This is a genomic window from Gemmobacter serpentinus, from assembly GCF_008973825.1.
In the GTDB taxonomy this organism is placed as follows: Bacteria; Pseudomonadota; Alphaproteobacteria; order Rhodobacterales; family Rhodobacteraceae; genus Gemmobacter; species Gemmobacter serpentinus.
In genome coordinates this window covers 35,242-53,642 of record NZ_WCHR01000039.1, presented here as the reverse complement: position 1 = coordinate 53,642, position 18,401 = coordinate 35,242, and the positions used below count along the sequence as shown (strand labels likewise).

18 protein-coding genes are annotated in these 18,401 nt (G+C 64.2%); 6 read left to right on the top strand and 12 right to left on the bottom strand.

Annotation, left to right across the window (positions count from 1 at the left end; all coding sequences use genetic code 11):
* Positions 1 to 20: 20 nt before the first annotated feature.
* Genes GBJ34_RS18275 through GBJ34_RS18260 form a run of 4 tightly spaced genes read right to left on the bottom strand, consistent with a single transcriptional unit; the run spans position 21 to position 2,966 of the window.
* On the bottom strand, positions 21 to 683 hold the full coding sequence (locus GBJ34_RS18275; RefSeq protein ID WP_151720639.1) for an HAD family hydrolase: 663 nt from the start codon (positions 681 to 683) through the stop codon (positions 21 to 23).
* On the bottom strand, positions 668 to 1,192 hold the full coding sequence (locus GBJ34_RS18270; protein ID WP_151720638.1) for a hypothetical protein: 525 nt from the start codon (positions 1,190 to 1,192) through the stop codon (positions 668 to 670). Before GBJ34_RS18270 ends, GBJ34_RS18275 begins: the two co-directional genes overlap by 16 nt.
* The gene (gene rsmD, locus GBJ34_RS18265) at positions 1,189 to 1,758 is read right to left on the bottom strand and encodes a 16S rRNA (guanine(966)-N(2))-methyltransferase RsmD (protein ID WP_151720637.1); all 570 of its coding nucleotides are present in this window, start codon (positions 1,756 to 1,758) and stop codon (positions 1,189 to 1,191) included. Before rsmD ends, GBJ34_RS18270 begins: the two co-directional genes overlap by 4 nt.
* Positions 1,755 to 2,966, bottom strand: a complete 1,212-nt coding sequence (locus GBJ34_RS18260; RefSeq protein WP_151720636.1) for an NAD(P)/FAD-dependent oxidoreductase — start codon at positions 2,964 to 2,966, stop codon at positions 1,755 to 1,757. The genes rsmD and GBJ34_RS18260 overlap by 4 nt, the downstream gene beginning before the upstream one ends.
* A 113-nt stretch (positions 2,967 to 3,079) precedes the next feature.
* Between GBJ34_RS18260 and GBJ34_RS18255 the strand changes: the two genes are divergently transcribed.
* Positions 3,080 to 3,568, top strand: coding sequence for a peroxiredoxin (locus GBJ34_RS18255; RefSeq protein WP_151720635.1), 489 nt, complete (start codon positions 3,080 to 3,082; stop codon positions 3,566 to 3,568).
* Positions 3,569 to 3,680: 112 nt separating this feature from the next.
* Here the strand turns inward: GBJ34_RS18255 and GBJ34_RS18250 are convergent, their stop codons facing one another.
* The 6 genes from GBJ34_RS18250 to GBJ34_RS18225 form a co-directional block, all read right to left on the bottom strand.
* Positions 3,681 to 4,040, bottom strand: a complete 360-nt coding sequence (locus GBJ34_RS18250; protein WP_151720634.1) for a 4a-hydroxytetrahydrobiopterin dehydratase — start codon at positions 4,038 to 4,040, stop codon at positions 3,681 to 3,683.
* 168 nt (positions 4,041 to 4,208) lie between these two features.
* Positions 4,209 to 5,366: a GNAT family N-acetyltransferase gene (locus tag GBJ34_RS18245; protein ID WP_151720633.1), complete on the bottom strand. Its 1,158-nt coding sequence runs from the start codon at positions 5,364 to 5,366 to the stop codon at positions 4,209 to 4,211.
* A gap of 81 nt (positions 5,367 to 5,447) precedes the next feature.
* Positions 5,448 to 6,221, bottom strand: coding sequence for a glycerophosphodiester phosphodiesterase family protein (locus tag GBJ34_RS18240; RefSeq protein WP_151720632.1), 774 nt, complete (start codon positions 6,219 to 6,221; stop codon positions 5,448 to 5,450).
* Entirely contained in the window at positions 6,221 to 6,679 is a 459-nt protein-coding gene (locus tag GBJ34_RS18235; RefSeq protein ID WP_151720631.1) for a RidA family protein, read from the bottom strand. The genes GBJ34_RS18240 and GBJ34_RS18235 overlap by 1 nt, the downstream gene beginning before the upstream one ends.
* Before the next feature lie 118 nt (positions 6,680 to 6,797).
* Positions 6,798 to 8,102, bottom strand: coding sequence for an HlyD family type I secretion periplasmic adaptor subunit (locus GBJ34_RS18230; protein ID WP_151720651.1), 1,305 nt, complete (start codon positions 8,100 to 8,102; stop codon positions 6,798 to 6,800).
* 256 nt (positions 8,103 to 8,358) lie between these two features.
* Positions 8,359 to 10,107: a type I secretion system permease/ATPase gene (locus GBJ34_RS18225; RefSeq protein WP_151720630.1), complete on the bottom strand. Its 1,749-nt coding sequence runs from the start codon at positions 10,105 to 10,107 to the stop codon at positions 8,359 to 8,361.
* A gap of 180 nt (positions 10,108 to 10,287) precedes the next feature.
* Between GBJ34_RS18225 and GBJ34_RS18220 the strand changes: the two genes are divergently transcribed.
* Both GBJ34_RS18220 and GBJ34_RS18215 read left to right on the top strand, forming a co-directional pair.
* Positions 10,288 to 11,052, top strand: coding sequence for an MlaA family lipoprotein (locus GBJ34_RS18220; protein ID WP_151720629.1), 765 nt, complete (start codon positions 10,288 to 10,290; stop codon positions 11,050 to 11,052).
* Positions 11,053 to 11,059: 7 nt separating this feature from the next.
* Complete coding sequence (locus GBJ34_RS18215) at positions 11,060 to 11,659, top strand: MlaC/ttg2D family ABC transporter substrate-binding protein (RefSeq protein WP_226341262.1); 600 nt, start codon at positions 11,060 to 11,062, stop codon at positions 11,657 to 11,659.
* A 43-nt stretch (positions 11,660 to 11,702) separates the two neighbouring features.
* Here the strand turns inward: GBJ34_RS18215 and GBJ34_RS18210 are convergent, their stop codons facing one another.
* Together GBJ34_RS18210 and GBJ34_RS18205 are read right to left on the bottom strand one after the other, a co-directional pair.
* Positions 11,703 to 12,404: a response regulator transcription factor gene (locus tag GBJ34_RS18210; protein WP_151720628.1), complete on the bottom strand. Its 702-nt coding sequence runs from the start codon at positions 12,402 to 12,404 to the stop codon at positions 11,703 to 11,705.
* A complete protein-coding gene (locus GBJ34_RS18205; RefSeq protein WP_151720627.1) occupies positions 12,401 to 14,386 on the bottom strand; it encodes a PAS-domain containing protein in 1,986 nt (661 codons plus the stop codon). Before GBJ34_RS18205 ends, GBJ34_RS18210 begins: the two co-directional genes overlap by 4 nt.
* 210 nt (positions 14,387 to 14,596) lie before the next feature.
* Between GBJ34_RS18205 and GBJ34_RS18200 the strand changes: the two genes are divergently transcribed.
* Genes GBJ34_RS18200 through GBJ34_RS18190 form a run of 3 tightly spaced genes read left to right on the top strand, consistent with a single transcriptional unit; the run spans position 14,597 to position 18,346 of the window.
* Positions 14,597 to 16,552 (top strand): long-chain fatty acid--CoA ligase, encoded by a 1,956-nt coding sequence (locus GBJ34_RS18200; RefSeq protein ID WP_151720626.1) that lies wholly within the window; start codon positions 14,597 to 14,599, stop codon positions 16,550 to 16,552.
* Positions 16,549 to 17,367, top strand: coding sequence for an ABC transporter ATP-binding protein (locus tag GBJ34_RS18195; RefSeq protein WP_151720625.1), 819 nt, complete (start codon positions 16,549 to 16,551; stop codon positions 17,365 to 17,367). Before GBJ34_RS18200 ends, GBJ34_RS18195 begins: the two co-directional genes overlap by 4 nt.
* Positions 17,360 to 18,346, top strand: coding sequence for a branched-chain amino acid ABC transporter permease (locus GBJ34_RS18190; RefSeq protein WP_151720624.1), 987 nt, complete (start codon positions 17,360 to 17,362; stop codon positions 18,344 to 18,346). The genes GBJ34_RS18195 and GBJ34_RS18190 overlap by 8 nt, the downstream gene beginning before the upstream one ends.
* The last annotated feature ends 55 nt before the right edge of the window (positions 18,347 to 18,401 follow it).

The following is an 18,401-nucleotide window of genomic DNA, read 5'->3' as shown; positions in this document are numbered from 1 at the left end:
TTATACCTGCATTCAAGGCGTCAAAGGCCAAGAAGCCTTGGCAGATCTTCCATGCGGGTGAATGTGTGCGCCCCTGCTTCGGTCAAGGCCGCTATGCTAGCGCCTGTCGGGGCATAGCCCATGCAGCGCATCCCGGCGGCCTGTGCTGCGCGCGCGCCGGTTGCGCTATCCTCGATCACCACACAGGTTGCGGGATCGGCATTCAGGGCCTGGGCCGCGTGCAGGTAAAGGTCTGGCGCGGGTTTCAGCATCCCCAGATCCAGGCCGGAAAAGATCCGCCCCTTTAGCCGCGTGGCAAGCGTCGGATGCTGGCCCAAAGTCACCTGCATCTTGCGCATCGTGCCGTTCGAGCCGATGGCATAGGGAATGGCAGCTGCATCCAGCGCGTCAAAGACCGACACGACACCGGGGATCAGCGCGGTGCCCTGCGCCAGCCTTGCATAAAGCGCCTCATAGAATTGCGCGGACCAGTCGGCGGGAATATTGGCACCCAGTTCAGCCGCTATACGGCCGCACCGCTCGATGGTGCCGCCCAGAAAGCGCTGTTCCATCTCGGCATGGCTCAGATGCAACCCGCGCGCAGCAAAATCTTCCGCCAGCAGATCGAAGGTTGCAGGTTCGCTGTCGACCACCACCCCGTCGCAATCGAACAGAACGGCGGCAGGTCTCAGAACGGGGGGCATTGCGATCTCCAGCCGGCGATTTTTGTTTGCAGGTTCTCGGGCGAAAGACCAGGCGGCAGATCGGCATCGGGAATGACCACGGTGTCAAGCCGCCCCAGATGCAGGACGGTCGCGTCCTTCAGCCGTGAGGTGCCGTGCCCGGCATCCCATGGCACCAGCCGCGCCTCCAGCACAAGGCCATCGGGGCGCAAGGTCATGGGCAGTCCCTGCTGCCAGCGCCAGTCGGCAGCTTGCAGGCGTTGGATGGCCGCGCCATTCATGCGGATTGCAATCTGCATACCGATCAGCGCGCCAAACAGGGCCGCGACGGAAATCACAAGCCCGACTGTAAGGGGAATTGCCCCGATCAGCGTCATCGCGCCACCAAACAGAAGCGCCCCCAGAAGCATCAACGCGAAGGCCAGCTGCTTGCGGCGTCCTTGTCCGGGGCTGTCGTCGATGGCCCGCAGGATCGTGGCTGTCGATTGGCCGGGTGTGGCGTGGCTTGTCAGGCGGATATCGTCGTTCATACTGTCCGCGCCAGCGTGATCACCGTGCCGCCATAGCTGCGCTGGTCGATCATCTCGATCCCGGCGGGCAGGGCGGGGGGCGTGCTTTCCTCCCAGACGATCAGCGCGCCGGGGGAAAGCCAGCCGCCCGCGATGCACGACGCCAGTGCCCTTTCGCCCAGCCCCTTGCCATAGGGCGGGTCCATGAAGACCAGACCAAAGCCCGCGCCGCGGTTCGGTCCCATGCTGGTGGCATCGCGCCGCCAGACATCGGTGGCCCCCATGGCCCGCATCAGCTCGATATTTCGGCGCAGCAGCGCGCGGGCGGCGGTGCCGTCATCGACAAAGGCCACATGCGCCGCCCCGCGCGACAGCGCCTCCAGCCCAAGGGCGCCTGTGCCCGCAAACAGATCCAGCACCCGGACACCGCTGACCGGGTCGCCCGCTTGCGCAACGCGACCATTGATCAGCAGGTTGAAGATTGCCTCGCGCACGCGGTCAGAGGTCGGGCGCAGATGGGCCTGCGCATCGCCCTCGCCGACATCGGCCAGCTTCAGGCCACGCGATGCGCCGCCGATGATCCTCATTTCAACAGCGCTTTCAGGTCAGGGGCCTCCATCACCGCCGCCGGGTCGGGCGAGCGGCCGGCCTCGATCAGCCGCTTGCCCACCATATAGGCGCGTGGATCGTTCATGGCGTCGACGGCCAGAAGCGTATCACCCTGATAATACCAGAATGACACCGCCTCGCCGCTGCCGCGGGTGATGATGCGGTCATAGCCGATATTGAGACCCGCGATCTGCAGCTTGCAATCAAACTGGTCCGACCAGAACCACGGCTTTGCCTCGTAATTCTTGGCCGCCCCCATCATGTTGTCGGCGACGATCTCGGCCTGATCGATGGCATTGCCGACCGATTCCAGCCGCAGCCGCCCGCCCTTGTGTGGAAAACTGGCGCAATCGCCCGCCGCCCAGAGATGCGGCACCGAGGTGCGGCCCTGCTCATCGGTGCGGATGCCGTTCTCGATCACGCAGCCCGCAGCCTCCGCCAGATCGGTGACCGGCAGGATGCCGACGCCCGCGATGACGAAATCACAAGGGATTTCCTCGCCCGAGGTCAGGCGCGCCGCCGTCACCGCGCCGCTGAGGCCATCCGTGCCGATCAGCTGATCCAGCCCGGTTTCCTCGATGATGCGGACGCCATGCGCACCATGCAGGGTGCGGAAATGGTTAGCGGTTTCCGGCGATGCCACCCGTTGCAGGATGCGCGGTGCCATCTCGATCACCGTGGCCTCCAGCCCCATCTTGGCGGCCACCGCTGCGGCCTCCAGCCCGATATAGCCACCGCCGATGATGACGACCCGCGCGCCCGGCTTGAAACGGTCGCGCATCGCGTCCACATCGGCCAGCGTCCGCACGGTGAAAACCCCATCCAGATCGCCCCCGGCACTGGCGGGCAGGCGGCGCGGCACCGACCCGGTGGTGAAGGCCAGCGCATCGTAATGCAGCACCGCATCGCCCAGGGTCAGGCTTTGGGCCTTGGTGTCGATGGCCGTCACCGGCTGTCCAAGGCGCAGGGTGATGTCTTTCTCGGCATAAAATTCCAGCGGTCGCAGATAGAGCCGGTCCAGCTCCATCTCGCCCAGCAGATAGGCCTTGGACAAAGGCGGGCGCTGATAGGGTGGCGCGGCCTCGTCGCCGATCAGGGTGATCTGCCCGTCAAACCCGTTGGCGCGCAGTCGCGCCACGAGGGCCGATCCTGCCTGACCTGCCCCCACCACTACGAAATGCGCCATGTGATCCGCCTCCCTTGTCTCCGCCGCCGCATTGGGCCGGATTTCTCTGGCCCGCCCGCCGCTTGGACCCTATATCTGCCGGTATCGGAAACGCAACGCGCGAGGGACGGACAATGACGATTTCTGAGGGGGCGAACCTGCCAGGTGCCACGCTGCTGCAAATGGGGGCCAATGGCCCGGAAGCGGTGGATCTTGGCGCGAAACTGCAGGGCCGCAAGGTTGTGATCTTTGGCCTGCCCGGCGCTTATACCGGCACTTGCACCACCGCCCATGTACCGAGCTTCATGCGCACCAAGGACAAGTTCGCGGCCAAGGGCGTGGACGAGATCATCTGCGTCTCGGTCAATGACCCCTTCGTGATGAAGGCCTGGGGCGAGTCGACGGGTGCCACCGCCGCCGGGATCACCTTCCTGGGCGATGCCGATGGCGCGTTCACCAAGGCCATCGGCCTTGACTTCAGCGTGCCGGCCGCCGGGCTGATCGACCGCTCCAAACGCTATGCGCTTTACGCCGAGGGCGGTGTGGTCAAGGTGCTTCAGGTCGAAGAAAATGCTGGCCAATGCACCGTCTCCGGCGGCGAGGCGCTGCTGGACGCGATCTGAGCGCGAGTGTCCCCCGGCGCTATGCGGGGCCGGGGGATCTTGAGGGCCGGGCTGCCCTTTGCGGGCCGCCAAAGCCTTCTGAATTTTCGGGCGAATTGGGATCCGGTCCGGTTCAGGTCTGACACCCACAAACCAGCGGATCATTCGGCCCCAGCACCTCGGCCCCCGCGGCCAGACGGTTCATGGCGCGGGCGAGTTTCAGATCCAGTTCTGACAGGCCCTTGCAGTCATGCGTGGTCAGGGTGATGTCGACCAGATTGTAGACATTGCGCCAATCCGGGTGGTGGTTCAGCTTCTCGGCCGTCAGGGCTGCGCGAGTCATGAAGCCCCAGGCCTCAGAGAAGGTACGGAATTTCAGAACCTTGCGCAGCGCATCCTGCCCCGCGACCGGGTGCCAGCCGCTGGTGATCAGGGCGGGCAGCGCCTCGGCGCGGGCGGCATCGGTCAGCAGGGCGGGGCGCGATCCGGTCATGCAATCACCTTCTGCGGTCAATCTGGGTCTGATGGGTTTCGGCCCCCGGCGCGGGTGCCCATGGCGATGGGGCAGCATCGCATGGCCGGGCCCGACTGTCACATGATTTGCCGGTCATGTATCTGGGGTAAGGGTCGCGGATTTGTGGAAATCGTGTTCTGCACATGGCTATTCGTCCAGCTGCCTTGGGCCGCGCCGGAACGGGCCATAGCTGGTCAGCACCTCGATCTCCTCATCCACGGCGGCGCGTTCGCGGGCCAGGAAATCCGCCACCGCGCGGGCAAATCCCGGATCGCGCAGCCAGTGCAGCGAATGGGTTTCGACCGGCAGATAGCCGCGCGCCAGCTTGTGTTCGCCCTGCGCGCCCGCCTCGACCCGACGCAACCCATGCGCGATTGCCCAGTCGATGGCGCGATGATAGCACAGTTCGAAATGCAGGCTGGGGTAATCCGCGATGCAGCCCCAATAGCGGCCATAAAGGCAATCTGTGCCGATGAAGTTCAGTGCACCGGCGACGGGGCGCCCCTCATCCAGCGCCAGAACCAGCAGGATATCATTGCGCATATTGTCGTGCAGCGCGTCAAAGAAGGCGCGGGTCAGATAGGGCTGACCCCATTTGCGCGCGCCCGTATCCTGATAAAAGGCCCAGAAGGCATCCCAATGTGCAGGCAGGATCGCGTCGCCGGTCAGCGAGACGATCTGAAGCCCATGGCCATTCGCAATCTCGCGCTCGCGCCGCAGGGCCTTGCGCTTGCGCGAGGCGAGGCTGGAGAGGAAATCGTCATAGCTGTGATAGCCGTCATTGAACCAGTGGAACTGCTGGCTGCTGCGCGGCAAAAGCCCAAGGGCGGCACCTGCCTCGGCCTCCTCGGCGGTGCAGAAGGTCAGGTGCAAAGATGACAGCTTGTTCTGCTCTGCCAGTGCCACGGCGGTTTCGATCAGCGCAGCGCGGCCGGTGTTTTCAAAGCCCGGCAGGGTCAGCAGCCGCGGGCCGGTGACGGGGGTGAAGGGCACCGCGATCTGCAGCTTGGGGTAGTAGTGGCCACCTGCGCGCTCATAGGCTTCGGCCCAGCCGTGATCGAAGATATATTCGCCCTGACTGTGCGATTTCGCAAAAAGCGGGGCTGCGGCGATCAGGCGGTCACCCTCATGGATCAGCAGCGGATGCGCCTCCCATCCCGTGCCGGGACCAATGGAGCCGGACGTCTCCAAGGCCCGCAGGAAGCGGTGGCTGGTGAAGGGATCGCCTCTGCGGGCCAGCGCATCCCAGGCGAGTTCGGGGATCGCGGCAAAACTGTCGGTGAAGCTGGCGGTCAAGCCGGTCATGGCGTGCCTGTAATCTGCGGCGGCTGCCGGGGGCTGTCTGCCCCCGGACCCCCGAGGATAATTTGGAAACAGATGAGAGGGTCAGGCCGGAAGCGGCGGCAGATAACCCTCAAAGGTGATATTTTCGGCGATCTGGCGGGCAGTTGCCTCGGCTTCGGCCGAGCGGATGGTCCAGCACAAAATATGCGCGCCCTGGGACTTGAGCGCGGCTACGCGCGGGCGGGACAGGTCGGCGGCCTCATGGCTGATGAAGCTGGCGCCGGTGCGGTCGAAATCGGGGATTTCGCGCAGACGGTCACACAGATCGGGGGCAAGCGGGGCATAGCCATCGTAATCATAGCCGCCGGTGGTGATCCCGCGCGGGGTCGCGGGGCAGAGTCTGGCCAGTTCGGCCACCGCATCGGGGTTAAAGGACATCAGCGCCACATCGCCAGCATAGCCGGTCAGAGCTTTGGCAATCGCGGCCTCCAGCGGGCCGATGCGGCCATCCGGGGTCAGGGTTTGGTCCTTCACCTCGATCAACAGCGGCACCGCGCCCGCGACGATCTCCAGAACTTCGGCCAGGGTCGGGATGCCATCCTCGGCATCCAGCAGGCGGATCGCGCCCAGATCGGCGGCTGTGCGATCCTTCACCCAGCCGGTTTCGGCGGTGAGGCGGTCAAGGCGTTCATCATGGAACACCATCGCCGCACCATCCGCCGAAAGCTGGATATCGATCTCGATCCCGTAGCCTGCCGCCACCGCGGCGCGAATGGCCGCACGGCTGTTTTCCGGTCGACCGGCCGCGCGGTCATGCAGGGCACGATGCGCAAGTGGCAGGCGCAGAAAGGCGGGCGGCAGGGCAGGGGATTGCATCAGGCGATCTCGAAGATCGCGTCGATTTCGACCGCAACGCCCAGCGGCAGCGACGGTGCCGAGACAGCGGCGCGGGCATGACGCCCGGCATCGCCCAGCACTTCGACCATAAGATCAGAGGCCCCGTTGATCACCTTGGGCTGGTCGGTGAAATCGGGGGTGGAGTTCACGAAACCCACCAGCTTGACCAGCCGCTTGATGCGCGACAGATCGCCGCCACAGGCCATCTTCACCTGTGCCAGCAGCGAGATCGCGCAGCCGCGTGCGGCTTCTGCTCCGCGCTCGACACTGAGATCGGCCCCCAGCTTGCCAATGATCAGGCCATTGGCATCCGAGCTGATCTGGCCCGAAATATGCACAAGGTTGCCGGTGATGACATAGCCCACATAATTGGCGACCGGCGGACGCGGCTCGGGCAGGGAAATGCCAAGATCGGCAAGACGGGCTTCGATGGACATGGGGGCCTCCTGTTGTTTGGGCGGGAGGCTAGCGGCAAGCGCGGGGGGCGGCAAGTGAAAGGCGCGTGACGCAAAAGGGGCGGCAGATGCCGCCCCTTTGTGCCTTGATTGGCCGGGATTACTGCTCGCGGAAGGCGCGATTGAAGTAATCCATGAAGGGTTTCACGAAATAGGCCATCGGCGAGCGGTCGCCGGTGCGGATAAAGGCCTCGACCGGCATCCCGGGCAGCAGGACCTGCCCGCCAAGCTTTGTCAGCTCGCCCGGATCGGGGACGATCTCGATCCGGTAGTATGAGGCCTGCGTGCGCTGGTCGACCAGGGCATCGGCAGAGACCACGGTGACATGTCCGACCAGTTCCGGCGTGGTGCGCGAGGAGAAGGCCGAGAAGTGCAGCTTGGCTTCCTGCCCCGGGAACACCTCGTCGACATGCAGGGGCGAGACCTGAGCCGCGATGACCAGCGGGCGATCCTGCGGGATCAGATACAGCACCGGATCGGCCGGGCGCAGCACCGCGCGCGGCGTGGTGACCTGCAGGCCCAGCACGACGCCCGAGACCGGCGCGCGGATTTCCAGCCGGTTGACCTGTTCGATCAAGGCGCGGCGGCGTTCCGCCAGTTCCAGTTCCTGACTGCCGATGTCACGCAGCTGGGTATTGGCCTCTTCGCGATGGGCGGCACCAAGGCGCAGCACCTCCAGATCGATCTCGGAGATGTTTTCCTCGGCCTGCGCGCGCGAGGCGGTCAATTCTCCGACCTGGCCTTCCAGGCGGGCGGCTTCGCGTTGCAGGGCCAAGACGCGGGTGGCCTGTGCCAACCCCTTGTCGAGCAGGCTTTGCTGGTCGACCAGTTCCTTGTTGATCAGCTCCAGCTGCACAACCAGCGCCTTGGACTGCGCATCGATCCCGACGATCCGCGACAGGATCTGCGCGCGGCGTTCGGCCATCTGTTCGGTCTGTTTCGCCAGCGTTTCCAGACGTGCGTCGAAAAGATGGACCTGACCTTCCATCTGCTCTGCCACTTCGGGGCGTTGCGCGCCAGTCTCGACCAGCTCTTGCGGGAAGGTGACAGTCTTGGCGTCGTCGCGTTCGGCGGTGAGGCGGGCGCGCCGCGCCATCAGCTCGAACAGCTGGCCTTCGACAATCGCAAGCTCGGACCGCCGCGCCGCACCATCCAGCGTCAGCAGCAGGTCGCCTGCCGCAACGGTCTGGCCTTCCTGCACATGAATCGCCTCGACCACGCCACCATCGGGGTGCTGCACGACCTGACGGTGGCTTTCGACCTCAATCTGGCCCGAGGCGACGACGGCACCGGCAATATTGGTCGCCACGCCCCAGACGCCAAAGCCCCCCACAAGAATGGCGGTGGTGAAAAGGCCAATGATGACATGGCGTTTGGCGGACCAGCCTGCTGCCTGACTGCGCATGGGGGCCTCGACCACGCCGCGCGGCGGTGCGGCGGGGGCAGTTTCGCGTCGGGTGGTCGGGGGGGGCGCAGGGGTCTGTTCGGCGCGGCCTTCGATGGTCGTGGCCGCGTCAGGGCTGCTTGCGGCGGGCGCAGGCGATGCGGTGGCATTGCCGCCTGCCGGGGCGGCTTTGCCCCCGGCTTCGGAATGGGTGTTGGGGTCGCTCATCTGGGGGATCTCCGTTGCGGGGCGTGGCGATGGGGACTGTGACCTTGGATCAGGTCACGCCACCCGGCCCCGCGCTGCGGCTGATTTCGCCATGATTTTTCACCATCTCGCGCAGCACCTGATCGCGCGGCCCGAAGGCGCGGCGGGTGCCTTCCTCGATCACCAGAAGCAATTCGCATTCCTGGATCGCGGCAGGGCGGTGCGCCATGATGAGGATGGCGCAGCCCGCCGCCTTCATCTGCTTGATCGCCTCGTTCAGCGCCAGAGACCCCTCGTTGTCGAGGTTGGAGTTCGGCTCGTCCAGCACGATGATGACCGGATCGCCGTAAAGCGCACGGGCCAGGCCGATGCGCTGGATCTGGCCACCCGACAGCCGCCCGCCAAGCGCCGAGACGCGGGTGTTATAGCCTTCGGGCAGGCGCAGGATCATGTCATGGGCGGCGGCCTTCTTGGCGGCCTCCACCACTTTCAGCCCATCGGGATTGGCCTGAAGACGGGCGATGTTCTCGGCAATCGTGCCCTCGAACAGCGTCACGCGCTGCGGCAGATAGCCGATATAGCTGCCCAGAACGTCCGGGTCATATTGGTCAAGGGCGGCCCCATCGAGGCGCACCTTGCCGCCTGCGGGTGGCCAGGAGCCGATGATGGCCCGCGCCAGCGTCGACTTGCCCGACCCCGACGGCCCGATCACGCCAAGCGCCTGTCCGGGTTGCAGGGTGAAGTTCATCATGCGCAGCGTGGCATAGCTTTCACCCGGCGGCACCATGGTCAGGTTCTGGATGTCCAGAATGGCACGCGGGCGCGGCAGCGCGGTGCGGCTGTCTTCTTCGGGGACGCGGCTGTAAAGTTCGGCCAGACGATACCATGCCTCCTGGGCGCGCTGCACCACGGCCCATTGCGTCACCGCCACCTCGATCGGTGCCAGCGCCCGGCCCATCAGGATGGAGCCCGCGATCATCGCGCCCGAGGACAACTCGCCTCGCAGCACCAGCCATGCGGCCAGGCCAAGGATCGCCGATTGCAGGAATTGCCGAAAGGTCTTGGTCAGCGTCGAATAGCTGCCGCCCACATCTGCGGCAGCGATGCTTTCCTTCAGCGCCGCCCCGCGGGCCTGTTGCCAGCGGCTGAAACCCGCTTCGCGCATCCCGAGGGCCTGCACGATCTCGGATTCGGCCTTCAGCGTGTCGGACATCCGTTCGGCGACCAGCGAGGCGCTGTTGGCGCGCTGCAGTGGGATCTTGGTGGAACGCTGGTTGAGCACGGTCACGATGATCAGGATCACCCCACCCGCAACCGACAGCCAACCCATCATCGGGTGGAAGATGAAGATGGCCCCGAAGAAGATCGGAACCCAGGGAATGTCAAAGACGGCCAGCAGCACCGGCGAAGCCCAAAGGCGCTGGATCGCCTCCAGATCGCGTTGCGCGGCATTGGCCGCGGGGTCAGATGGCGCAACCTGCGCGCGTTTCAGCGCGGCTTCAAAGGTGCGACGGTCAAGGCGCGCCTGAAAGGCGGCACCGACACGCGCCATGATGCGCCCGCGCACATGGTCCAGCACGCCCATCACCAGGAACAGGAACAGGATCAGCCCGGTCAGGGCAAACAGGGTCGGTTCCGACCGCGAGCCCAGCACGCGATCATAGACCTGCAGCATGTAAAGCGGCCCGGTCAGCATCAAGATGTTCACAAAGATGCTGAACAGGAAGACAGCAAGCAGCAGTCCGTTCGATTCGCGTCGGGCTGCCCGCAGTTCCGCCAGACCCGGCGTGATGTTCAGGCCGATCTCATTCCGGCTCATTCGTATGACTCCCAAGGATCCTAACGATGGCTTAGACAGCCCTTGGGCGTCATAACGCTTTCGTCACCGCAATGTCACGGTCTTCAATTGTCATGTCGTCCTGATACGCTTAAGGCTTGCCTTTCAGGGCGCGAGGCCTTGGTTAGCCCCTGATACGACAAGGTAGTAGGCGACAGGACGATGATGCGTGTATTGAATTCGGCATTGTTGCAAAATTATGGCAGGCTTGCGGGCGTTTCCCTGCTTTCGCTGGGCCTTGGTGCCTGCGCTGCCCCGCCGCCGCCTGCGGGCAGCTATGACCCGTATGAACCCACCAACCGCGTGATGCATGGCATCAACCGCGGGCTGGACCGCGCGCTGGTGCGGCCGTCCTCCAAGGTTTATGGCTCCATCGTGCCGCAGCCGGTGAAGACGGGTGTTGCGAATTTCGCGACCAACCTCGATCTGCCGGGCGATATGGTGAACGGCCTGTTGCAAGGCAATATCAACGGTTTCGGCAAGAACCTGTTCCGCTTTGCGATCAACACAACGCTGGGGGTGGGCGGGCTGTTCGATCCGGCGAAGTCCTTTGGTCTGAACCAAGAAAAGACCGATTTCGGCCAGACCATGCATGTCTGGGGCGTGGCGGAAGGCCCCTATGTCGAATTGCCGGGGCTTGGCCCCTCGACCGTGCGCGATGTGGTGGGCACGGCGGTTGATATCGCAGCCAACCCGGTCAGCCTCGCGCTGCCCTCGCCGGAAAGCTATTATGCGACCATTGCCAAGGTCGGTTCAAAACTTGGTGATCGCGACCGCTATTCCGATACGATCGACTCGATCCTATATGAAAGCGCCGACAGCTATGCGCAGGCACGGCTGCTCTATCTGCAGAACCGCCGGTTCGAGCTGGGGCAGACCGGGGCGGGTGGCGGTGCCGATGACTTCATTGACCCCTATGCGGAGTGATGGTGACATGACTTTGATGACCCGCCGCGCCTTTGGCGCAACCCTTGCCGCCGGTGCGGCTGCCGCGATGACCGCCCGCCCTGCGGCGGCGCTGGATCTGGCTTCGGCCAAGGCCCTGATCGACCGCGCCATTGGCGAGGTGAACAAGGTCATCAATTCCGGCAAGGCCGAAGGCGCGATGTATGCCGATTTCGAGCGCATCTTCGCGAAATATGCCGATGTCGGCGCGATTGCGCGTTCGGCGCTTGGCCCTGCTGCCCGCACCGCCTCGGCGGCGCAGATGAAGGCATTCACGGCGGCCTATCAGGGCTATATCAGCCGCAAATATGGCCGCCGCTTCCGCGAGTTCATCGGGGGCACCATCGAGGTCACCGACGCCAAGCCGCTGAAAAGCTATTTCGAGGTGATTTCGGTTGCGCATCTGAAGGGCGAGGCACCCTTTGATCTGCGCTGGCATGTGTCGAACAAATCGGGGCGCGATCTGTTCTTCAACATCATCATCGAAGGCGTGAACATGCTCGCCTCGGAGCGGGAAGAGATCGGGGCCATGCTCAAGCAGCAAAAGGGCGATATCGACGCCCTGATCGCGGCACTGAAAAAGGCCTGATCTGTCTGACCAGATCGAAAGGCGGCCCTCGGGCCGCCTTTTCTTATGACCAGATCACATCGCCCAGAAAGATATAGCCCGCACCATAGATCGTCTTGATGAGTGTCGGGTTCTTGGGATCTTCCCCCAGCTTGGTGCGCAGCCGCGAGATGCGCACATCCATCGCCCGGTCGAAACTTTCGCCCGCCACCCCGCCCAGGCTTTCCTGCATCTGCGCGCGGGAAATCAGGCGTTTGGGGCTTTCCAGGAAAAGGCGCAGCACCTCGCCCTCGGCATGGGAAAACGCGACCTCGGTCCCGTCATCGGCCAGCAGAAGATAACGGTCAAACTGCGCGGTCCAGCCGTTGAAGCGCGCGGTCTGGCTGGCGCGATCTGGTTCGGCGCGGCTTTTGCGCAGACGGGCCCGGACGCGGGCCACCACCTCGGCCGGATCGAAGGGTTTGATGATGTAATCATCGGCCCCCAGTTCCAGCCCGGTCACCCGATCCTGCACCTGCGCCCGGCCCGATATGATGATGATCGCGGCCCCGGATTCCAGCGCAAGCCGATGCACCACCGCCAGCCCGTCACGATCGGGCAGGCCAAGATCCACCAGACAGACATCGGGCGTCATCTTTTTCAGGGCCGCCTCGAACTCGGTGGCGCGGCCATGGGTGGTGGTGCGAAAGCCCGCCTCTTCCAGCGCATCTGCCAACATGCGGCGGATTTCGGGTTCGTCATCCAGAATGGCAACATGGGCGGTCATGCGGCGGCTCCTGTCGGGCCCGGGGCAGAAGCTGCGGCAGTCGCTGGAGCAGATTCCGGGGCAGACTCGGGGGCGGAAAGGGCGGCGATGGTGGCGGCAAGGGTTGCCGCATCGAAGGGCTTGCCCAGCACCGGCACGCTGGCCGCGGCGCGGCGCGGGTCACTGGCGGGCAGGGCGGTCATCAGCAACTGGCGCGCCGGATGCCCGGCAAGTGCCAGATCCCGCAACAGTTGCGCACCATCGCCCCCCGCCAGCTGAATATCCGATAGGATCAGCCCGATCCCCGGCACCTCGGCCAGTGCGCGGGCCTCGGGCGCAGATCCGGCCTCAATCACCGCATGGCCAAATCCACGCAGCATCTCGCGCACGGTTTCCCGGATATCGCTGTCATCCTCGACCAGCAGCACCAGCAGCGGTGGCTGCGCCTCGGCCACCGGGCGGAACGGCAGCCGCAGCGAGACCAGCGCGCCGCCATGGGCCGGGTTGATCAGGCGCAAAGAACCACCGCATAATGTGATCTGGTCATAGACCATCGACAGGCCAAGCCCCGATCCTTCGCCGCCCTTGGTGGTGAAGAACGGGTCCAGCGCGCGTTCCAGCGCCTCGGGCGTGAAGCCGGGGCCTTCATCCTCGACCCGGATTTCCAGCCATGTGTTGCGCAGATCGCGGGCGCAGATGCGGATCAGCCCGCCCGTCTCCCCCATCGCGTCACGGGCATTGAGGATCAGGTTCAGCAGCGCATCCTGCACCACGCCCGCATCCAGCATGAGGCGCGGCAGCGCGCCGCCAAGATGCACCTCCAGCCGGGTCTGTTCGGGCAAAGCCGGGCGCGCCATCAGCGCCAGATCGTCCAGCAGCGCCACCAGATCCGTCGGCCCCAGCTTCAGCGAGGGCCGTCCCGAGATGGAGGCCAGCCGGTCCAGCAACACGCCGCCGCGCCGGGCAGCAGCCAGCGTGCCACTGACCAGCGCGCGGGCATCATCGGCCAGCGGCAGCCGTTCCATCCGGCTTTGCATCCCCATGATGATGGTCAGCAGATTGGCGAAATCATGCGCGATGCCAGAGGTCAGCTGCACGGCCAGTTCCCGTTTGCGGGTCTGGGTCAGGGCGGCGCGGGCCTGCGCTTCGTCCGTCACATCGGCCGACAGGATATAGACCCCGTTCACCGGCCCCGCGCCGATCCGGTCGGGGGTAAAGGCCGCGCGGATGCGACGCCCCGACAGGTCATCGCTGAATTCCAGCACCGAGGCTTCGCCCGCCAGCGCCTTTTCCAGAAAGGGCAGGATGCGGGAAAAGGCGGTTTCGCCCAAAGCCTCGCGCCCGGTCAGGCCGATGATCTCTGACGGGCGTCCCGGCATCACGCTGCCAAGACGGCGGTTGGAATAGGTATAGCGCAGATCGCGCCCGACATGGGCGATATGGGCGGGCATCATCTCGGTCGTCAGGCGGATGCGCGCCTCCATCTCGGCCAGTTCGCGCCGGGCGGATTCAAGCCGTGTATTGGTCGCCGCCAGCTCGCGATTGGCCTGGGCCAGGCGTTCGGCCTTGGTCAACACTTCGTCCGACAATTCATCCGATCGGTCGCGCAACATGCGTTCCTGCAGCTTCACTTCGGTGATGTCGGTATAGACGGTGACCCAGCCGCCTTGCGGCAGCGGTGCCCCTTCGACCGAGATCCAGCGCCCGGCGGGGCGTTCGCGTTCCATGTAATGCGGCTGAAAGGCACGGGCGGCCTGCACGCGGGCCTGAACGGCGGCCTCGGGGTCTTCGACGGGGCCATATTCGCCGCGCTGCACCAGAAAGCGGATCGTGTCTTCGAAACTCGCGCCGGGGGTCACCAGTGTCTCGGGCAGCATGAACATTTCCTGAAAGCGGCGGTTGCAGACCGACAGGCGCAGGTCACGGTCATAGATTGACAGCGCCTGTTGGATCAGGTTGAGACCGGCCCGCATCAAGGCGGTCTGTTCATCATCGCTTGCCATTGCCATCCCCCTCTCATCTTGGCTAACACCCCGTCGCGCTACAAGGAAAGCGAGAAATCCCGCCTGTTACAATTCGCAAGGATTGCGAAAAAGTCGCGCAACCATTCGGGGCAAATCTGCAACCGTCGGCAAGGGGCGCGTCAGATTCGTCCCGGCCAAACGGCCCTTGAGGAGGGGTCCGATCCCCGGACGGGGCAGGGAGGAGACGGAATGGCGGCTGCGGGCGAGTTGACCTCGATCCCTGCGCTGCTGGCGCGCAACGTAAGGCTTTACGGGGCACGACCGGCATGGCGCGAAAAGGAATTCGGCATCTGGCAAAGCTGGACCTGGGAGCAGGGGGCGGCAGAGATCCGCGCCATTGCGCTGGGCCTTCTGGCGCTGGGATTGAACCGGGGCGACCACGTCGCGGTCATCGGGCGCAACCGCCCTGCGCTTTACTGGTCGATGATGGCGGCGCAGATGTGCGGCGCGGTGCCGGTGCCGCTTTATCAGGACGCGGTTGCCGAAGAGATGGCCTATGTGCTGGATCATTGCGGCGCCCGTTTCGTGATCTGCGGCGATCAGGAACAGGTCGACAAGGTGATCGAGGTGCAGGCGCAGGTCCATCACATCGATCAGGTGATCTATGTCGACAAGCGTGGGATGCGCAAATACGACCATTCCCGCATGAATGCGCTGGAGGATGTCGCGGCAGAGGGGCGGGCGGGCCATCACCGTTTTGACGCCGAACTGGATGCACGCATCGCGGAACTGAATGCCGACAGCACCTGTGTCATGCTTTACACGTCGGGCACGACAGGCAAGCCGAAAGGCGTGATCCTGTCGAACCGCAACATCATCGAAACCTCGCGCAACACCGCGGGCTTTGACGGGCTGCGCCCCGGCGATGATGTGCTGGCCTATCTGCCGATGGCATGGGTGGGGGATTTCATCTTCTCGGTGGGCCAAGCGACCTGGGCGGGGTTCTGTGTGAACTGCCCGGAATCGGCCACCACCATGATGACCGACCTGCGCGAGATCGGCCCGACCTATTTCTTTGCCCCACCCCGTGTCTTTGAAGGCCAGTTGACCCAGGTGATGATCCGCATGGAAGATGCGGGTCGCTTCAAGAAGCGCATCTTCGACCATTACATGCAGCTTGCGCGCCGGGTCGGTCCCGCCATTCTGGACGGCAAGGCGGTCTCTTTCGCGGATCGCCTGGCCTATTGGATCGGCGATAAACTGGTTTACGGACCGCTGAAGAACACGCTGGGCTTCAGCCGTATCCGCGTGGGCTATACGGCGGGCGAGGCCATCGGGCCGGAGATCTTTGATTTCTACCGCGCGCTCGGCATCAACCTGAAGCAGCTTTACGGTCAGACCGAGGCCTCGGTCTTCATCACCCAGCAGCCTGATGGCGAGGTGCGCTCTGACACCGTGGGCGTGCCCTCGCCAGGGGTGGAACTGCGCATCGCCGACAATGGCGAGGTGTTCTATCGCAGCCCCGGCACCTTCGTGGCCTATTACAAGAACCCCGAAAGCACCGCCTCCACCAAGGATGCCGAAGGTTGGGTGGCCACGGGGGATGCGGGCTTCTTTGAGGAAGGCACCGGGCACCTGCGTATCATCGACCGCGCCAAGGATGTCGGCAAGATGGCCGATGGCCATCTGTTCGCGCCGAAATATGTCGAGAACAAGCTGAAGTTCTATCCGAACATTCTGGAGGCCGTGGTCTTCGGCAATGGACGGGACCGCTGCACGGCCTTCATCAATATCGACCTGACGGCGGTCGGCAACTGGGCCGAACGCAACAACATCGCCTATTCCAGCTATCAGGAACTGGCCGGGCATCCCCGCGTCTACGAGACCATCAAGGCCCATGTCGAGGAGGTGAATGCCTCGGTCGCGCAGGATCCGATGCTGTCGGGCTGCCAGATCCACCGTTTCTGTATTCTGCACAAGGAACTGGATGCCGATGACGGCGAGATGACCCGCACCCGCAAGGTGCGCCGTAACATCATCGAACAGAAATATGCCGACCTGATCGCGGGCCTATATGACGGGGCCGAAAGCATCGCGACCGAGACGGAAGTGACCTATGAGGATGGCCGCAAGGGCGCGATCCGCGCCACCGTCCGCATGATGGATGCGGCCGTGCAGGCCCCGGCACAGCGGAGGGCCGCATGAGCAATTCAGGCGACGGCTATATGACGGCGGATGGTCGCAAGATCGGCGGCGTCATGATGGAGATGAAGAACATCACCCTGCGCTTTGGCGGCGTGAAAGCGATCACCGATATCAGCTTTGACATCCGCGAGGGCGAGATCCGCGCGATCATCGGGCCGAACGGCGCGGGCAAATCCTCGATGCTGAATGTGATTTCCGGCTTCTATGTCCCGCAAGAGGGCGAGGTCTGGTTCCATGGCAAGAAGCGCGCGCCGATGCGCCCCTATCAGGTGGCGCAGCAGGGCATTGCCCGCACCTTCCAGAACATTGCGCTGTTCGAGGGCATGACCGTGCTCGACAACATCATGACCGGGCGGTTGACCCTGATGAAATCGGGGCTTGCAGCGCAGGCGATGTGGTGGGGCCGCGCGCAGCGCGAGGAAACCGAACACCGCGAGAAGGTCGAGAAGATCATCGACTTTCTGGAGATCCAGCATATCCGCAAGACCCCGGTGGGGCGGCTGCCCTATGGGCTGAAAAAGCGGGTGGAGCTGGCGCGGGCGCTGGCGGCCGAGCCGAAACTTCTGCTGCTGGACGAGCCGATGGCGGGCATGAATGTCGAGGAGAAAGAGGACATGTGCCGCTTCATTCTGGATGTGAATGACGAGTTCGGCACCACCATTGCCCTGATCGAACACGATATGGGCGTGGTCATGGACCTGTCCGATCGGGTGGTGGTGATGGATTACGGCCGCAAGATCGGTGACGGCCCGCCCGATGAGGTGCGCAGCAACCCCGAAGTGATCCGGGCCTATCTGGGGGTGGGACATGCCTGATACTTTGCTTTATGCCATCGAGGTCTCGCTGAATGGGCTGATGGCCGGGATCATGTATGCGCTGGTGGCGCTTGGTTTCGTGCTGATCTTCAAGGCCTCGGGCATCTTCAACTATGCGCAAGGCGTGCTGGCGTTGTTTGCGGCGCTGACGCTGGTGGGGCTGCAAAACGGCCAGATCCCCTTTGCGCATCTGATCAATGCGGTCTTCGGCACCAGCCTGCACGGCTTTGGCTGGACGCTGCCCGCGGTGGTGGCCATCGCCCTGACCGCGCTGGTCATGGTGGGGCTGGCCTGGGCCATCGAGCGATTGGTGCTGAAACACCTGGTCAATCAGGAACCGATCATCCTGTTCATGGCGACCATCGGACTGGCCTATTTCCTGGAAGGTCTGGGCGATGTGATGTGGGGGGCGGATATCAAGAAGCTGGATGTCGGTCTGCCGCAGGGCATCAATGAGGCTATCGACAATGCTACCTTCAACTGGTTCGGTTACGGCTTCTTCATCGACAATCTGGATATCGTGGCGGCCTGTGTGGCGGCGGCGCTGGTGCTGAGCCTGACCCTGTTCAGCCAATATACCAAATATGGCCGCGCCCTGCGGGCGGTGGCGGACGACCATCAGGCGGCGCTGTCGGTTGGCATCTCGCTGCGCTTCATCTGGGTGCTGGTCTGGTCGATTGCGGGCTTTGTCGCGCTGGTCGCGGGCATCATGTGGGGCTCCAAATCCGGGGTGCAATTCTCGCTGTCCCTGATCGCGCTGAAGGCGTTGCCGGTCTTGATGCTGGGGGGCTTTACCTCGATCCCCGGCGCGATTGTCGGCGGGCTGATCATCGGCATGGGCGAAAAACTGTTCGAGTTCTTCGCGGGCCCGATGATCGGCGGGGCGACTGAAAACTGGTTCGCCTATGTGCTGGCGCTGCTGTTCCTCGTCTTCCGGCCGCAGGGCCTGTTTGGCGAGCGCATCATCGAGAGGGTCTAGCGATGCGCCTTTGGTCGATGAGGGTTTTGGGGCCCGTCCTCAAGCTCCGGAAATA

Coding starts and splice junctions, on each gene's coding strand:
- GBJ34_RS18255 (WP_151720635.1), top strand. CDS start 3,080: ATGACGATTTCTGAGGGGGCGAACCTGCCAGGTGCCACGCTGCTGCAA.
- GBJ34_RS18205 (WP_151720627.1), bottom strand. CDS start 14,386: ATGGCAAGCGATGATGAACAGACCGCCTTGATGCGGGCCGGTCTCAAC.
- GBJ34_RS18240 (WP_151720632.1), bottom strand. CDS start 6,221: ATGCAATCCCCTGCCCTGCCGCCCGCCTTTCTGCGCCTGCCACTTGCG.
- GBJ34_RS18195 (WP_151720625.1), top strand. CDS start 16,549: ATGAGCAATTCAGGCGACGGCTATATGACGGCGGATGGTCGCAAGATC.
- rsmD (WP_151720637.1), bottom strand. CDS start 1,758: ATGAGGATCATCGGCGGCGCATCGCGTGGCCTGAAGCTGGCCGATGTC.
- GBJ34_RS18230 (WP_151720651.1), bottom strand. CDS start 8,102: ATGCGCAGTCAGGCAGCAGGCTGGTCCGCCAAACGCCATGTCATCATT.
- GBJ34_RS18275 (WP_151720639.1), bottom strand. CDS start 683: ATGCCCCCCGTTCTGAGACCTGCCGCCGTTCTGTTCGATTGCGACGGG.
- GBJ34_RS18250 (WP_151720634.1), bottom strand. CDS start 4,040: ATGACCGGATCGCGCCCCGCCCTGCTGACCGATGCCGCCCGCGCCGAG.
- GBJ34_RS18235 (WP_151720631.1), bottom strand. CDS start 6,679: ATGTCCATCGAAGCCCGTCTTGCCGATCTTGGCATTTCCCTGCCCGAG.
- GBJ34_RS18210 (WP_151720628.1), bottom strand. CDS start 12,404: ATGACCGCCCATGTTGCCATTCTGGATGACGAACCCGAAATCCGCCGC.
- GBJ34_RS18270 (WP_151720638.1), bottom strand. CDS start 1,192: ATGAACGACGATATCCGCCTGACAAGCCACGCCACACCCGGCCAATCG.
- GBJ34_RS18190 (WP_151720624.1), top strand. CDS start 17,360: ATGCCTGATACTTTGCTTTATGCCATCGAGGTCTCGCTGAATGGGCTG.
- GBJ34_RS18220 (WP_151720629.1), top strand. CDS start 10,288: ATGATGCGTGTATTGAATTCGGCATTGTTGCAAAATTATGGCAGGCTT.
- GBJ34_RS18215 (WP_226341262.1), top strand. CDS start 11,060: ATGACTTTGATGACCCGCCGCGCCTTTGGCGCAACCCTTGCCGCCGGT.
- GBJ34_RS18200 (WP_151720626.1), top strand. CDS start 14,597: ATGGCGGCTGCGGGCGAGTTGACCTCGATCCCTGCGCTGCTGGCGCGC.
- GBJ34_RS18245 (WP_151720633.1), bottom strand. CDS start 5,366: ATGACCGGCTTGACCGCCAGCTTCACCGACAGTTTTGCCGCGATCCCC.
- GBJ34_RS18260 (WP_151720636.1), bottom strand. CDS start 2,966: ATGGCGCATTTCGTAGTGGTGGGGGCAGGTCAGGCAGGATCGGCCCTC.
- GBJ34_RS18225 (WP_151720630.1), bottom strand. CDS start 10,107: ATGAGCCGGAATGAGATCGGCCTGAACATCACGCCGGGTCTGGCGGAA.